General features: G+C 50.0%; 17 protein-coding genes. 2 read left to right on the top strand and 15 right to left on the bottom strand.

What is annotated here, in order from left to right; genetic code table 11:
- Positions 1 to 18: 18 nt before the first annotated feature.
- From AB9R92_RS01410 to AB9R92_RS01380, 7 genes are all read right to left on the bottom strand, one after another.
- Positions 19 to 2,649: a DNA translocase FtsK gene (locus AB9R92_RS01410; protein ID WP_370667760.1), complete on the bottom strand. Its 2,631-nt coding sequence runs from the start codon at positions 2,647 to 2,649 to the stop codon at positions 19 to 21.
- Positions 2,650 to 2,651: 2 nt separating this feature from the next.
- On the bottom strand, positions 2,652 to 3,260 hold the full coding sequence (ytpR, locus tag AB9R92_RS01405) for a YtpR family tRNA-binding protein (RefSeq protein WP_370667759.1): 609 nt from the start codon (positions 3,258 to 3,260) through the stop codon (positions 2,652 to 2,654).
- Positions 3,257 to 4,072 (bottom strand): DUF1444 family protein, encoded by an 816-nt coding sequence (locus AB9R92_RS01400; RefSeq protein WP_370667758.1) that lies wholly within the window; start codon positions 4,070 to 4,072, stop codon positions 3,257 to 3,259. Before AB9R92_RS01400 ends, ytpR begins: the two co-directional genes overlap by 4 nt.
- Positions 4,073 to 4,136: 64 nt before the next feature.
- Positions 4,137 to 4,454 (bottom strand): thioredoxin family protein, encoded by a 318-nt coding sequence (locus AB9R92_RS01395; RefSeq protein ID WP_370667757.1) that lies wholly within the window; start codon positions 4,452 to 4,454, stop codon positions 4,137 to 4,139.
- A 5-nt stretch (positions 4,455 to 4,459) separates the two neighbouring features.
- On the bottom strand, positions 4,460 to 4,957 hold the full coding sequence (locus AB9R92_RS01390; RefSeq protein WP_370667756.1) for a hypothetical protein: 498 nt from the start codon (positions 4,955 to 4,957) through the stop codon (positions 4,460 to 4,462).
- A 144-nt stretch (positions 4,958 to 5,101) separates the two neighbouring features.
- The gene (locus tag AB9R92_RS01385) at positions 5,102 to 5,611 is read right to left on the bottom strand and encodes a DUF84 family protein (RefSeq protein WP_370667755.1); all 510 of its coding nucleotides are present in this window, start codon (positions 5,609 to 5,611) and stop codon (positions 5,102 to 5,104) included.
- 73 nt (positions 5,612 to 5,684) lie between these two features.
- Positions 5,685 to 6,758, bottom strand: a complete 1,074-nt coding sequence (locus AB9R92_RS01380) for a M42 family metallopeptidase (protein WP_370667754.1) — start codon at positions 6,756 to 6,758, stop codon at positions 5,685 to 5,687.
- A gap of 175 nt (positions 6,759 to 6,933) precedes the next feature.
- Between AB9R92_RS01380 and AB9R92_RS01375 the strand changes: the two genes are divergently transcribed.
- Positions 6,934 to 7,248 (top strand): PepSY domain-containing protein, encoded by a 315-nt coding sequence (locus tag AB9R92_RS01375; protein ID WP_058381133.1) that lies wholly within the window; start codon positions 6,934 to 6,936, stop codon positions 7,246 to 7,248.
- A 54-nt stretch (positions 7,249 to 7,302) separates the two neighbouring features.
- On the opposite strand, the gene AB9R92_RS01370 is transcribed toward AB9R92_RS01375, so the two are convergent.
- The 6 genes from AB9R92_RS01370 to pepV form a co-directional block, all read right to left on the bottom strand.
- Entirely contained in the window at positions 7,303 to 8,160 is an 858-nt protein-coding gene (locus tag AB9R92_RS01370) for a YtnP family quorum-quenching lactonase (RefSeq protein WP_370667753.1), read from the bottom strand.
- 26 nt (positions 8,161 to 8,186) lie between these two features.
- Complete coding sequence (gene trmB, locus AB9R92_RS01365; protein ID WP_370667752.1) at positions 8,187 to 8,834, bottom strand: tRNA (guanosine(46)-N7)-methyltransferase TrmB; 648 nt, start codon at positions 8,832 to 8,834, stop codon at positions 8,187 to 8,189.
- Between the two features lie 21 nt (positions 8,835 to 8,855).
- On the bottom strand, positions 8,856 to 9,779 hold the full coding sequence (locus AB9R92_RS01360; RefSeq protein WP_370667751.1) for a diacylglycerol/lipid kinase family protein: 924 nt from the start codon (positions 9,777 to 9,779) through the stop codon (positions 8,856 to 8,858).
- Between the two features lie 5 nt (positions 9,780 to 9,784).
- Positions 9,785 to 10,321, bottom strand: a complete 537-nt coding sequence (gene thpR, locus AB9R92_RS01355) for an RNA 2',3'-cyclic phosphodiesterase (RefSeq protein ID WP_370667750.1) — start codon at positions 10,319 to 10,321, stop codon at positions 9,785 to 9,787.
- 88 nt (positions 10,322 to 10,409) lie between these two features.
- Positions 10,410 to 11,258, bottom strand: coding sequence for a D-amino-acid transaminase (dat, locus tag AB9R92_RS01350; protein ID WP_370667749.1), 849 nt, complete (start codon positions 11,256 to 11,258; stop codon positions 10,410 to 10,412).
- A 22-nt stretch (positions 11,259 to 11,280) separates the two neighbouring features.
- The gene (gene pepV, locus AB9R92_RS01345) at positions 11,281 to 12,648 is read right to left on the bottom strand and encodes a dipeptidase PepV (protein WP_370667748.1); all 1,368 of its coding nucleotides are present in this window, start codon (positions 12,646 to 12,648) and stop codon (positions 11,281 to 11,283) included.
- A gap of 301 nt (positions 12,649 to 12,949) precedes the next feature.
- On the opposite strand from pepV, the gene AB9R92_RS01340 reads away from it, so the two are divergent.
- Positions 12,950 to 13,171, top strand: coding sequence for a DeoR family transcriptional regulator (locus tag AB9R92_RS01340; protein ID WP_068868816.1), 222 nt, complete (start codon positions 12,950 to 12,952; stop codon positions 13,169 to 13,171).
- 27 nt (positions 13,172 to 13,198) lie between these two features.
- On the opposite strand, the gene AB9R92_RS01335 is transcribed toward AB9R92_RS01340, so the two are convergent.
- Together AB9R92_RS01335 and AB9R92_RS01330 are read right to left on the bottom strand one after the other, a co-directional pair.
- A complete protein-coding gene (locus AB9R92_RS01335) occupies positions 13,199 to 13,912 on the bottom strand; it encodes a pseudouridine synthase (protein ID WP_370667747.1) in 714 nt (237 codons plus the stop codon).
- 11 nt (positions 13,913 to 13,923) lie between these two features.
- Positions 13,924 to 15,528 (bottom strand): putative polysaccharide biosynthesis protein, encoded by a 1,605-nt coding sequence (locus tag AB9R92_RS01330; RefSeq protein WP_370667746.1) that lies wholly within the window; start codon positions 15,526 to 15,528, stop codon positions 13,924 to 13,926.
- Positions 15,529 to 15,618: the final 90 nt, after the last annotated feature.

Genomic DNA, 15,618 nt, shown 5'->3' with positions numbered 1-15,618 from the left:
TTCTGGCGGCGCCTAGGTTCAACGGAACACTTCTTCGATATCACTTTCCGTAATTAGCACCGTTCTCGCTTTGCTGCCATTCTGTTCGCTGATGAATCCGTACTCTTCGATCAAGTCCATCAAGCGCGCGGCGCGGTTATAGCCGATATGGAATTTCCGCTGCAAAAGCGAAGTCGATGCGCTCCCTTGCGACATGATGAACCGGCAGGCTTCCTCGAACAAATCATCCTGTTCTGCAGGCGACTGGCTGCGCTGGATCAATTCCTCTTCCTTGAAAATGTAATCAGGCTCCCCTTGCGTACGGACATGGGCGATGACTTTTTCAATTTCATCATCTGTCACGAAAGTTCCCTGCAAGCGGTTCGGTGCAGCCATCCCGTTTCCTAAATACAGCATGTCTCCTCGCCCAAGCAACCGTTCCGCTCCTTGGGTATCGAGAATTGTCCGGCTGTCGACTTGAGACGAGACGGAAAAAGCGATGCGCGTTGGAATATTGGACTTGATCAAGCCCGTAATGACGTCCACTGACGGGCGCTGCGTGGCGATCACTAAATGGATCCCGCAGGCACGCGCTTTTTGGGCGATGCGGCAAATGGAATCTTCCACATCTGAAGGCGACATCATCATCAAATCGGCCAATTCGTCGATGACGATCAGGATATACGGCAGATGCTGTGCCGGCTGCCCTTTGTCATTGACCATTTTATTGTAACGATCCAAATCACGGACACCGGTATGGGCAAAGAGCTGATAACGGCGTTCCATTTCTTCCACTGCCCATTTCAAGGAAGCTGTTGCTGCCTTGACATCTGTGATGACCGGGCTGATCAAATGCGGAATATGGTTATAAGGCGCCAGTTCAACCATTTTGGGGTCGATCAACAGCATTTTCAAGTCGCGCGGCGATGATTGGTAAAGCAAGCTGACGAGCAGCGAATTGATGCATACGCTTTTCCCGGATCCTGTAGCTCCCGCAATCAAGCCATGCGGCATCTTACGCAAATCGAGCGTCACCGGATTCCCCGCCAGGTCGAGCCCGAGAGCTGCCTCAAGCGGTGAATCGGAAGCCTTGAAGTTCGGGCTTCCGATGACCTCCGACAAGCGCACTGCGCGGCTTTGACGGTTCGGGATCTCGATGCCAATTGAGCTTTTCCCAGGAATCGGGGCTTGTATGCGGATATCCCGTGCCGCAAGCGCCAATTTCAAATCGTCGGCCAAGTTGCGGATTTTGCTCACTTTGATCCCTTGGGCGACACGCAGCTCAAAACGGGTGACGGCCGGACCTTGGACCGTTCCGACAATCTCCGCCTTGATCTGGAAATGGGACAAGGCTTCGACAAGGCGCTGGCCTTGTTCTTCCATCCACGTTTCATCTTTTAAATCGTTTTCAGGCTCAAGCAAATATTCCTGGCCTGGCAATTGATAGCCAGCATAGTTTTTTTCCTCATGATCAGCAGGTTCAGCTGCGGTTTCCTCTATTAATGCCGTTTTTTTTTCCGCTGTTGGCGTTTGCGGCTGTTTCGGCAAACGTTCTTTATCCGATTTCAGCATCAACACATTGAATGGCACGGTTCGTTCCTTTTTGCTTTTGTCCTGTGTTTTCACTTGCGGCAATACCGGTTTCGGCACCGGGTTATGTACATGGTCTTCACGCTCGGATTCTGGCTGTGCGCTTTGCGGTGTTTCCATGAGGGTTTCTGGTTCTGTTACAGGCTGTTCAGCAACTGACGGCGAGCCGCCCTTTCCAGTATCCCCTTGGGCAATTTTTCCATCCGTTTCGGCACCGCCAGCATCCGCCGCCTTGTTCGATGGCTGCTCTTGATCTGTTGTGCGGAAAACGGTCACTTCCGCTTGTTCAGGTTGTTGTTCAGGTTTTTTTTCGGCTTTTTGATTTTTCGGCAATAAGTCCTGGAGGCTGCGATCGGCCCATTCATAATGAGGTTCAGGCTTTTTTTCCGGTTGCTGGTCTTCTCCGGCTTCCGCATTTCCATTTGCTGTTTCAACATCAGATGCAGTTTCCAAAGCTTGCTCTTTCGGTTCTACAGGCTTATACACCGTTGTCTCCATGATAGACTGCGGTTTTTTCGCCTGTGGCAAGCGGTCGTCACTTTTTTTGTACAATTCTTGCAAACTGCGTTGCGACCAGTCGTTTTTGCGTTCAAGTTCTGCCTTCTTTTTCGCTTCCTGTTCCAATAATTCATCAATTGGCGTCGGACGGTCTGTAAATCCGTGCACAGGGGAAGCTACACGCGTCGGCTGAAAGCGCCGCGTCGTGTTGCCTGGAAGGTCAAGGCCTTGCGGTTCAGCCGTTTTCGGTACATGAGGGCGTTTTTTCTTATTGCGCCCTGCATTCGGTTTCGGCAATTTCCCGCTCGGTTCCAATGCATCGAGTTCGTATGCTTTTTCTTCCGAAGCTTTTAAAGGCGCATCAACACGCGGCTTTTCTTCCCGCCGTTCAGGTTTGTGGCTTTCTGCAGGCAAGCCTTTCGCTTCTTCATCTGAAATGAGCGGAAAACGGAACGGAGCCGGTTTGCTTTCCTGCGGTTTCGGCTCGACATGCTGAGTTCCCTCGCTGCGCACGAACGGCTTTTCTTCTGTTTCCGTGTCTTCTGCAAACATTTTATTCCACATATTTTTCATCCAGCTCATCGTTACACCTTCATTTCAAATGGAGATCCTGTTTGCGCATCTTCCGGCAATACCAAAATCCCTTTTTCCGCCGGTGCATCCGGCAAGTCCAATTCTTTCGCTGAGCAAATCATGCCGCTAGAAGCGACGCCGCGCAGTTCTGCATCACGGATGACCATCCCTGAAGGCATGACCGCACCTACTTTGGCGACAACCACTTTTTGGCCCGCTTCGATATTCGGCGCGCCGCAAACGATCTGCAAAGTTTCTTCGCCCACTGCCACTTGGCACACATTCAATTTGTCCGCATTCGGGTGCTTGTCTTTCGATTCCACATAGCCGACAACAAATTTAGGCGTCAAATCGACTTCCAGGGTATACGATACACCGTTTTTCTCCAATGCATTTTGAAGCGCTGTCACCAATGCTTCCGTCACTTCCACAGGTTGGCCTTCCGGCAAATCTGCATAATCGCTTGCCTGGAACAAGTTGAAACCGGCGATTTCCTGCCGGTCGTTCTTGATCAAGGTTACATCCCCAAATTGTTCCGTGTGGATTTTTTCCGGTTTTTCCAATGTCAATTGGACGAGCAGCACATCGCCGACGCCTTGTTTGTTATAGAATGCATTCATTTTTTATCGTTCTCCTTCTCGGGTCTGTTTTTCGCTAAGATGAATATCGGTTCAAGCGTCTCGTTTTCATAGACGAACGACAAGGACGTAATCGGCACTTTGCCATTCGTGAAGAAATGCATCGCCATCTGGGCCAGCACATCGTATCCCGTCTCATTGCGGATATCCCCGATGATCAAGACGTCCTGATGGGGAACTGAGACCGTCATGTCCCCTTGCACTTTCTTTTTCATGTCTTTTAAAAATGTTTCATTCAAGATGCGCGTAGCATCATAACCATCATTTTCATTCAGGAAGTAGAAGACGTTTCCTGCCACATGGTCTTCCTTGACAGCCGTCTTCAGTTTTTTCACTTGGAATTTAGCGATTTCCTGCACTTGATCGGCCGTCAGCGCTAAACTTTCCAACACCTTGTCATCAATCAGCCGATAAGTCGTCCCGGCATCGAGCGCGTAATAAATACGCGTCTCAGCCGTATGTGGGGCCGTCAGGAATCGATGGCCTTCACGCGATTCTTCCGGGAATGACGTGGAACGGATGACCGGGTAAATATGCTGTTCGCCCGGCAGTTCTCCTGCTGACTCGCGTTCCATCGCCTGGAAAGTCTCTGAAATCGTATAGGCGATTTCTTCGATCGCTGCATCGCCCTTCGTTTCGAAACGGTTGATCACTTGCGGCAAGGAAATGGTCATGCCTTTCCCCAGCTTAGTATGCCTTACATTTGCGATATCTTTTTGGCGGTCCAATGTCCAGCTCAACTGGTCATTTGCAACCCGCTCTTTTAGTATAGTAAATAACTCGGCGGATTTCATTCCTAATTTCCTCCTTTTCACAAACAAACGGTTCATCCTGCAGACAGGAGAACCGTTTTCCCTTTTATTTCGACAGGTTGGAGATAAACGATTCAATTTCCCCCTGCGTCTTGCGGTCGCGGCTGACAAAGCGCCCTTGCTCTTCACCTGCCCGGAATCCGAGAAAGCTTGGAATCCCATAAATGTCTTTTTCAATGCATAGGTCGATGAATTCGTCCCGGTCGACCGAGACAAAAGTATAATCGCTGAATTTCTTTTCAATGTCAGGCATGATGGGATCGATCACCCGGCAATCGGGGCACCATCCAGCCGTAAACATGAAGATGACGTTCCCTGAGTTTGCCAGTTGCGTAAATTGCTGGACAGACTGCAATTTTTCCATGTTGTTCACTCCTCTTGTGCCGCTTCGATGGAACGCGTGGTTTTCATCATCCATTCCATATGGTTGCGAAGCGCTGCTTGCTCTGTAATCGTTGAAAGTTTCGCTCCCCCGGAACTGACCACCAATTCATAGCGGTCTTCTGCAATCATCCGGACCGTAACAAATCCGAACCGGCCATGCCGGCTGAATTTCTCATCAGCAAGCCATGCCTCTTCCGGACTCGCTTTTTGCAGATCATAGAAGAACGTGCTGTCTGGTGCTTCGTTTGGGTTGAGGAACAACGCAAACGCTTGGCTGCCGCGGGTGATCAATACATTATGATCATCTGAAGGCTGTTCCACTTCATAGCCCCCGGGAACATAGAGCTCCGTTTCGCCGGCCGTTTCGTTCGGTTCCGGCGCTTCCTCTTCAAATGCCGCCCTGGCGCTTGATAAGCCTTCCACCAGATCGTCCTCGGGACTGACGCAGCCGGCGAGAACCAGGACTGACGAAAACAACATCATTTGTAAACCCTTTCGAAGCACAGCATTTCCCCCTCTTTTTCTCCATCGGCTGCCCGTCTCCTGAGTAAAACAGTGAAACAGGCTTGGTCGAATAAGCTTTTCTTTTCTAGCTACATTTTAAAGATGTTTATGGGCACATGCAACTTAATCGCTGTTTGCCTGCCATTGCCCGAACAATAAGACGATGATTTGGGAAAACATCTCGACACGGTTCAGCTTTCCGGCAGTCAAAATGCCGATCGCTCCTTTATGATGGCGGATGCCGGTTTCTTGTGCATAGCGGTCCATGACGGGGCCGAGCTCTTCGCCAGCACGCAACAGCGTAGCGATTTCCGCAGGCAACGGCACTTGCGCACCGCCTGCAACATAAACGGCTCCAGTGGACGTTACGAGGGCTCCCCAATTGCACAGATACAATGTCCCGTCGAGTTCAAAGACGCCGCCTTCCAACCCGATTGCCGCGTCACAATCGGCAAGCACATGATGCGCCCGGTTGATCGCCCCGGCTTTGGTTTCTTCAATGGAGAAAGGCTGTGCCGAAACTCCTGATTGTGCCGCTTGTTGTGTAATCTCTGCCTGAATGCCTAATTTCTCAAGAGCTGATGCGACTGCCCCGGTTTTAGCCGGATTGGTTGATGCTACACATAATTTCATATTTCCTTCTCCTTTGCATCAAGTTAAATTTTTTTCGCAACCAGATGAAAAGCGGCCCGGGGGCCGCTTTTCATCAGACGTTTTGTTTGATTGTCTCAAGCGCCGACTGGTCTGTTGCCTTCACCAGTTTTACGAGCAGCTCTTTGGCCGCTGCGTAATCGTCTGTATGGATGACCGAAGCGGACGTGTGGATATAGCGTGAGCAGATGCCGATGACGGAACTCGGGATCCCTTCGTTGGCGATGTGGACTTTCCCAGCATCGGTCCCGCCTTGCGAAACGAAATACTGATAAGGGATGTTATGCGTTTCAGCCGTATCCAAAATGAATTCGCGCATGCCGCGATGGGTGACCATCGTGCGGTCGAGAATGCGCAATAGCGCCCCTTTTCCTAGTTGGCCGAATTCGTTCTTATCCCCAGTTGCATCATTCGCCGGGCTTGCGTCCAGCGCATAGAAAATATCCGGTTGGATCAAATTGGCTGCTGTCTGCGCACCGCGAAGGCCGACTTCTTCCATGACCGTCGCACCCGAGAACAATTGGTTCGGCAAAGAATCGCCTTGCAATTCTTTCAACAATTCAATCGATAAGCCGCAGCCATAGCGGTTGTCCCACGCTTTAGCCATGATTTTCTTGTCATTGGCCATCGGCGTGAACGGGCTGAATGGGACGATTTGCTGTCCTGGGCGGACGCCCATGGACAGTGCATCTTCTTTATCATCCGCGCCGATATCAATCAGCATGTTCTTGATGTCCATCGGCTTTTGGCGCGTTGCCTCATCCAATAGATGCGGCGGAATCGACCCGACGACCCCCGGAATGATGCGGTCTCCTGCAACAACATCTACCCGCATGGCGAGCATGACCTGGTTCCACCAACCGCCGAGCGGCTGAAAGCGCAGCATGCCATTATCGGTGATCTGCGTTACCATGAAGCCGACTTCGTCCATATGTCCCGCCACCATGACGCGCGGACCATCCTGTGCGCCTTTTTTGACGCCGAAAATGCTGCCGAGGTTATCCGAGATAATGCCATCCGAATATTTTTCGAGCTCGCTGCGCATGAACTTTCGCACGGCGTATTCATTGCCGGGTGCTCCCGGAAGCTCGGTTAAAGTTTTAAACAACGCTCTTGTATCTTGGTTCATATGAATTCCCCCTTGATAAATTATGTATGTGCATCCTTTATCAGTTTAGAGCTTTTTCCTTGTGAATGCCAGTTCAGGTAATTCGATTAACGAAATATTTTGATTGCTTGCCGTTCGTTGCGTGTATTTTTTCGCTTTGTGGTACAATTTAGCCAGAATGCAAAGGAGGGTTTTCATGAAAAATCGTGATTTGCTCATTGGGTTTGCTGCCGGCGCAGCCGCAGCTTATATCGCAAAAGAAGTTTACGAAAACAAACAGACGCTCTACCCAGCCGATGATGTGTTGAAGAAGGTTAAGCAGTCTTTCAAAGAGGAAGGGCCGATCGACGGCTCATGGATCTTTATGAAAACCGAGCCTTACAACCAACATGCGGTCAAGACCGAAGTGTATAAAGGCGGCATCACGCGCCATCGTGACGATGAACTCGAGCAATACGAGTTTCTCGCTGATGCCTATACAGGCGCCGTCCTGGAAGTTACCAAATCATAATACTGCCCAAATCAAAACGCCCTGCGGCTAATGCGCAGGGCGTTTTGATTTTTTCTATTCAAACACTTTTTCTTTGCGTTCTAATGCATCGACAACTTCTTTTCCGTCTTCGTTCCACTTAATAAGGCGGTAAAACGCGTCATGGTAAAAGCTGAAATAGAAATTGCCAGGCAGCGCTTCTTTCATCAGCTTGTCCTTCGCATAAATCGAGTCCATCGGATAATCGTCAAACGCCAATACCCATAATGGATTTTGATGGGCATGGGTTGGCATGATGTCACCCATATGGAGAATCGTCTCCCCATTCTGTTCAAATTTGATGACGCTATGGCCGTTCGAATGGCCTCCCGTATGAATCATGGTGATTGCATCGAAAACCGTCATTTTGTCGGTAAAGGTTTCGACCTGTCCAGTGATCGGCTCCCAATTTTCTTTCCAATACGTATTGCGTGAGCGAATGTTCGGGTTTTGCATTTCCTCCCATTCCACAGCCGATACGCAAATTTTTGCGTTCGGGAACGCAGACACGTACGCCTCGCCCTGCTGTTTCGTCAGGCCAGCCGCGTGATCGCCGTGTAAATGTGTCATCAAGACCGTGTCGATATCTTCTGCAGACAAGCCAAGCTCTTCCAACTGCTCTTCTACACGTGATTCTGAGGAAACACCCAGATTGCGCTTTTGGCGATCGGTCAATTTGCCATGACCGAGGCCGCTGTCGACGAGAATATTATGCCCATCGAATTGCACCAAAATCGGATGTGTCGGCAATTCAATCTGGTTCTGCTCATTTGCAGGATAGCGTTTTGACCACACCACTTTCGGGACGACGCCGAACATCGTGCCTCCGTCGAGCCAAGTCGTCCCCCCATCAAGCCAAGTTAATAACATGTCGTGAAATTGAAATTTCTGCATACAAACTCCCCCTTATCGAGTTGATGTTACGCTTGGAATTTCGCCTCCAACCGGTAGATCGGCTGCCCTTTTTTCAAAAACTTCTCTTCATACTCTGTCATGATGTTCCATTCCGGTTCGTTGGCATGAAGATCCAGCGATACATCCTTCAATAACATACCATATTCGGAAATGCTCGTGAGCGAATATTCAAAAAGCCCGCGGTTATCGGTCTTGAAATGGATTTCGCCTTGTTCCGGCAATACACGCTCATACAACTTCAGGAAACTCTCGTGTGTCAAACGCCGTTTCGCGTGTCGCGTTTTCGGCCAAGGATCCGAAAAATTCAAGTAGACGCGGTCGATTTCGCCTGCTTCAAAAAACGATTCCAGCTCCTGTGCGTTCACTTGCAAGAGGCGCAAGTTCGGAATGCCGCCTTCCGGCTCTAATGCTCCTTGAAGCGCCGTTACGATCACACTTTCAAATAATTCGATGCCGATGTAATTGATATCCGGATTGGCTTGTGCCATACCGGTAATGAAACGGCCTTTCCCGCTTCCCGCCTCAATGTGGATCGGCTGGTCATTGCCGAACTCTTCGTGCCATTTGCCTTTTAACGCTTCTGGATTCGGAATGACGATTTCCGGATGGGCTTCGATCAAATCTGCCGCCCATGGTTTATATCTTGCTCTCATGTATAGACATCCTCTTTCTAGTTATAGTTTTGCTTGTTGCCATTGTTTTGAAGACACACGGAACTCAAGAGTTTCGTGTGCATTCGCCATTCCCGCGTCGTCCCCGTCCACGTGGCGCGGCACTGGGCGGTCCATGGTGAGCGAAAAATGATTCCCGCTGAACTGTATGACTTCCGGAAACTTTGTATGGCTTCCGCTAAATACCGTACCAAAAACGGCCAGTAGTTTCAATCTCGGCAGGCGGTGGACGACCGTCAATTCAAGCTTGCCGTCATGGACTGAGGAGTGTGGCGAAATTTTCATGCCGCCTCCGAAATACGGCTGATTGCTGACGGTGGCGAGCCATACGTCCTCGTAATGGAACAGTGCTTCATCCGATTCGACTGTCAGGTGGAACTTCTTGAAACTAAACAATGTCGTGACGACGAAAATCAAATACGCCAATCTGCCGAGCCCGACTTTATTCAGCCATAGCTTCATTCGTGAACGGTTGACGCCGCGAGCCACGGCGGCGTCAAAGCCGATGCCGGAACTGCTGGCAAACAATTGCCCCGGTATCCCCCCTACTTGCCCGATATCGGTCGGCAATCCTGCAGGGCATGCCAAAAAATGGCTGATTTCCTCCGCCATGGAAAAACAGCTGAAGCAACGGGCAAAATCATTGCCCGACCCGGCCGGGACTACCGCGATGAATAAAAGCTCATCCCCGGCCCCAGCCGCAGCAATTTCACGCATGGTTCCGTCTCCGCCGAAGCCGACCACCAAAGTTTTCCGTTGCCTCTCTTTCAATTGTTCGACCAATTGAAACGCATGTCCTGAAGAAGCGGTGACGAATTGTTCGTACGGAAAATCAATCGTTTCGGAGAACTGGCGCCATTTCCTGAGCGCTGCCCCGTTGCCGGCTGTTGGATTGATGATAAAGACAATGTCCATAGTATTTTCCACGACGCTCAATTGCCGCCTTTCAGCTGATAGTTTTGGATTTCCTTGTATCGCGGGATTTCCCGCGGGTGGATCTCGAACAAAGAGAACGAATCGACCGGAAAGTCCAATTCTTCCAGCTCCAACTTTTCCGGCAAGCTCCCGCCTTTCCAGCGGCTGGCAAGCGTGATATGGGGCACGAACGGCTTGGGATCGGTTGAGAGCTCCAACTCACCCAATTGCTGATGCACAGCCTGTTGAAGCGCCATCAACTCGGGGCTGTCAGCGAGCGCTGCATAGACGATGCGCGGAGTTTCGGAATTGCCGAACGTCTTCACGCCGGCAAGCCGCAAGTGAAACGGTGCTTGGTCGATTTGGCCGAGCCGTTCGGCAATCTCTTCCAATTCGCCGAAACGGTCTTCGCCGATAAAGACCAATGTAATGTGCATATCCGCAGGAGGCGTTAGACGCTTGTGGGTCGACAACTCCCAGGAATCTCTCGCTTGCCCAATCTTTTCTGCTGTTTGTCGCGGGATCCGGATTCCGATAAAATAATGTGTGCTCATTGTCATCACCTCACTTCATTATAACTGACGGGCATCAAAAAAGGACCGGCTCTTTGCCGGTCCCGTGATTGCATAATAAGTGCAGGAATCAGGAAATGACGCCCATTTTAATCCGCGCTTCAAAAGCCTTTTGCAGTTTGCGAGTCGTGGCGCCAGGCGTGCCATCCGCAATTTTCTGTCCCGAAATCTCGATTACCGGCATCACTTCGGAAGTGGTCGACGATAGGAAAAATTCATCCATCTCGAGCGCTTCCTGTTTCGTGAACGCCGTTTCTACCACCTCGATGCCCAGTTCCTTGCATAGCTCGAAGATGACGCGTCTCGTAATGCCGTTCAAAATCAGGTTGGTCGCCGGATGGGTATAAAGAATACCGTCTTTGATGCCGTACATATTCGATGACGAACCTTCCGTTACCGTGTCGCCGCGGTGAAGAATCGCTTCGAAATACCCTTCTTCGTAAGCCTGCTGTTTCGCCAGCACATTGCCGAGCAAATTCAAGCTCTTGATGTCGCAGCGCAGCCAGCGCACATCTTCGATCATGACCGCTTTCACGCCGTTTTCCAGAAATTCCACAGGCCGCTCCACCGATTTCGTGTAGCCGACAACAACCGGCTCAGCCTGTTCAGGGAATTGATGGTTTCGCGGAGCCGCTCCGCGTGTAATCTGGACATATACTTGGCCGTTGTCGATTTGATTCAATTCGACCAAATCGTAGAGCAGTTTATGGAACACGTCTTTCGTGTAAGGGACCGTAATCCGGATTTTCTCTGCGCTGGCATAGAAACGGTCGATGTGTTCCGTTGCCGTGAACAAATCTCCTTCATACACGCGGATGACTTCGTAAATGCCATCACCGAATTGATACCCGCGGTCTTCTTTTGAAATCTCCAAATCCTGTTCTTTTACAATCTCGCCATTAGACAAAATCCATTCCATTGCCATTCCTTCTTTCCTGTAATTATTTGCACGCCAGTTGATAAATGGCTTCTGCATAAATTGCCGTTGCTTTTACCAAATTGTCGATATCGACGAATTCATCGGCTTGATGCGCGACATCCGGTTCTCCCGGAAACAGCATGCCAAAAGCGACGCCTTTATCGAGCACGCGGGCATAGGTGCCTCCGCCGATTGCCAGTAAGTCTGCCGGTTCGCCGGTCTGCTTCTCGTACGCTTTTTGCAAGGTTTGGATGAACGGGTCGGCGGCATCGACGTGATGCGGCTTGGAGTTCGATAGTATATCCACTCCCACTCCATCTAATCGATGAGTAGCCATCATGTCCTCGAATGGGCAGCTGACCGAATAGCGCATGCTGACGCGCACATTGCCACGTTCCCCCGCCTTGAAGCGCATAATCCCGGCATTGAATGTCGTATCTCCGGACGCCTCATCGGAAAACGACAGCCCAAGCTTGCGCCCCCTGGAATCGCCGCTGAAATATTGAACGATAAAGCGGACGAAATTTGCTCCGTCGCCTGTAACTTTATCCTGCAGAAACTTCGCGAGCAAAATGCCGGCATTGACGCCTGCGTCCGGTTCCATCGCATGGGCCGATTTGCCGTATACGGTCAACACGGCGCCATCAGCATCCTGTGTGCAGTCGCCTGACACCTTTTCCTTTTCGCAAAATTCCCGGAATGCCGCGTCGATCCCGCCGCTTTCCAGAGCTACTCTTGCCACCGCACGGTCCGGCACCATATTCGTCCGTTCTCCTGAAGTGAATTCCAGCAATTCGCCTTGTCCTGTAGAATCAAGCGTATACTCAATGTCCGCGATGCCTTTTTCTGCATTGATGATCGGGAAATCCGCATCCGGCGCAAATCCGATGTCCGGCATTTCCTCTGTCTGGAAATAACGCTCCACACAGCGGAAGCCGCTTTCCTCATCCGTGCCGATGATCAATCTCACCCGGCGCTTGAATTCAAATCCTGCATCTTTAACCATTTTAAGCGCCAGCCATGCAGCAATTGTCGGGCCTTTATCGTCGATGGCTCCGCGCCCGAACAATTTCCCGTCAGCGACCTCGCCGCCAAACGGGTCTTTTGTCCAACCGTCGCCAGCCGGCACGACATCGACGTGCCCGAGGATGCCAAGAAGTTCCGGCCCTTCGCCTATCTCCAAATGCCCTGCAACATTGGCGATGTTTTTCGCTTCAAACCCTGCACGCTCCCCTTTTGCCAAAAACCACTCCAGCGCTTGCCGAACTTCTTTTCCGTAAGGAGCGTCAGGATTTCCGTCTTCGCTTAATACGCTCGGAATTGCGATCAACTCCTGCAATTCACTGAGCAATTCTTCTTTACGCCGCTCTGCTTCCTGCTGCCAATCCATGCCTCACACTCCTTTTTGTTATGGCTATTGTACACCTTTTTCAAATAATTTAAAGAACAGCCGGTTATTTTTGGGGATTTTTTTCTATTTCATTCATATTAAGTTCTAGTAAAGAAACCCAAAATCATGGAAGTCAAGACGTTTTTTCGATATAATCAAATTGTCAGACAAGTCAAATTGACGGATTTTCTAAAAAAGGAGCTGTCTACCGCTATTATTCCTTAATTGCTGTATACACCATACTCACGCGTCCGCTAGTCTTTGCCATTGGTACTAAAGATGAAGGAGTGGTTCTTAACTTATGAAACCCACAACTGACCGCATGCTCATTCGAATCAAAGACATGTACAAGTACATTCTCGAGAACGGGACTGTGACCACACAGGATCTGGTCGATGAATTCGGCATCACTCCTCGCACCATTCAAAGGGATTTGAATGTGTTGGCCTTTAACGAACTGGTAGAAAGTCCAGTCCGGGGCAAATGGACAACGACGGAGAAGAAAGTCAAAATGACCTCCTGAAAACAAAGAAAATGACCGCCTAGGCGGTCATTTTTTTTGTTTTAATTTAGTTAATTCATCTTCTGTCAATTCGCGGTATTCCCCGAGTTCGAGCGTTTCGTCCAATTGGAGCGGTCCCATCGACAATCGCTTCAAAAACACCACGTGCTTATTCACGCTTTCGAACATGCGCTTGACTTGGTGGAATTTCCCTTCCGTAATGGTCAATTCGATTTCGGACTCATTCCCGCTTCGCAGAATATGCAGCTGAGCAGGCTTTGTTTCGTAGCCATCATCGAGCACAACGCCTTGCGTGAATGCCTGTATATCTTCATCCGTCACCGGGCTGTCGATTTTCGCATAGTAGGTTTTATCAACATGCTTTTTCGGCGACAATAGCTCATGGGCCAATTTGCCGTCATTTGTGATCAGCAGCAGCCCTTCTGTATCTTTATCGAGGCGCCCGACCGGAAACGGCTCGAAGCGCTGCTCGTCTTCCGTCAGCAAATCGATGACGGTTTCGTCGAAGCGGTCTTCTGTCGCTGAAATAACGCCTTGCGGTTTGTTCATCATCAAGTAAATGAACTCGCGGTAGACGACAGGTTCCCCGGCAACCGACACGTCGTCCGTTTTCTCATCGACATGAAACTTCGGGTCGCGCACCGTTTCGCCGTTCACTTCCACCGCTTTCGATTTCAGTAAGATCTTCACTTCTTTTCTTGAGCCGAATCCCGAATTCGACAATAATTTATCGATTCTCATAACATTTCCTCCTAGAAGCCGAAGCGTCTTGTAATGCGCGTAATTCTCGCGCCGAGCAGCTTCTGGGCAAGCCCTGTCTTCAAGCTGAGGTATCCATAAACAATGGCGCCGACCCCACCGATTAAGATGATGCGGATCATCGACAAGAATTTATTATCCATGCCGATAATGAAGTCCAGGCCATTCATTGCAAAATACACCGCAAACGCCATGACGGCATTCAAGATAAGAATAAGCAAAATACGGCGGAACACCATTTTCGAGCGGTAGTTCATCGTCTTCGAAATGACGATCATGTTCATCGTAATCGCAACGACATAACCGATGATCGTTGCAGCAATCGCGCCGTCTGTTTCGAACCACATGATCAGCGGCGTATTCAGCAAGGCTTTCAGCCCGAGACCGATCAGCAAGTTGATGATGATCCATTTTTGTTTGTTGATCCCCTGCAAGATAGAAGCTGTCACCGGGAATGCGGCAAACAAGATCGCGACCGGCAGATAATGAGCCAGGATCTCTGAACCCGTTTCACTGACTTTATAGAAGACGTGATACAGCTCATCCGACAGCATCGTCATGCCGATCACTGCTGGCAAGGTCAAAAACAAGATCAACTGGAACGACTGGTCCAATGTTTTGGTCACTTGCAGGTGTTCGTTTCGCGTGAAATGTTTCGTGATGAGCGGAATGAGCGCCATCGAGAAGCCTGTTGCGAGCATGACCGGAATCATGACCAATTTATGGGCAGTCAAATTCAAGATCCCAAGAAGGTCTGTCTCCATGATGTTATTGCCGGCTGCCATCGCCCGGTTGAAAGTCATCAAATCGACAAATTGGAATAACGGGTTGGCGATTCCAAGGAAAATGACCGGCACGGCATACAACAGGATTTCGCGGTACATATCCCGCAACCGGACATCATAGGATTCAACGGATGTGGCGAGTAAGTGATTGTATTCCGGCTTCTTTTTGCGCCAGAAATAATACAAAGTGACGAGCCCGCCGAGCGCCCCGACTGCAGCGGATAAGACGGCGAACTGGATAGCGGTTTTCGGCGTGCCATCAAATATGTAGATAACTGCAAATGCGCCGCCGAGCAAGAAGATGATGCGGACGATCTGTTCAATCAACTGCGACACAGCGGTCGGCATCATATAATTATACCCTTGGAAAAAGCCGCGCCACAGGCTCATGAACGGAACGACGATCAATGCGAAACTGACCCAGCGGATGGCGTCCGCGATATCATCCACAGAGTAGATGAGTTCATCTTCTGAAATGGTGATGCGCGCGAGAGGCTCAGCCAGCACATAAAGCGCCAAAAACGACACGAAGCCGGTAATCATCATCGTCAGCAAGCCTGACCGCAACAGCCGCCTCCCGGTTTCGTAATCTCCGAGTGAATTGTATTTAGCCGTGAACTTGGAAAACGCGATCGGCGCACCGGATATCGCCAGTGCCAGCATCAAGTTATACGGGATGTAGGCATACTGATAAAGCCCGATATTATCTGCCCCCACCATGCTGTAGAACGGGATGATGTAGATGACGCCGAGCACTTTCGACAGAAATAAACCTAAAGTTAAAATGGCTGTACCTTTAATTAATGAGGACATTTTGCACTCCCTGACTTTGTTCAAAATAAAAAGCAATCTACACGATAGTTTACACCTATAGACAAAATTACTCAACGTGTTTTGCCTCAT

The sequence above is a fragment of the Planococcus sp. SSTMD024 genome, from assembly GCF_041320495.1.
In the GTDB taxonomy this organism is placed as follows: domain Bacteria; phylum Bacillota; class Bacilli; order Bacillales_A; family Planococcaceae; genus Planococcus.
The sequence above is the reverse complement of the archived record's forward strand: the minus strand, read 5'-3'. Positions and strand labels throughout refer to the sequence as shown.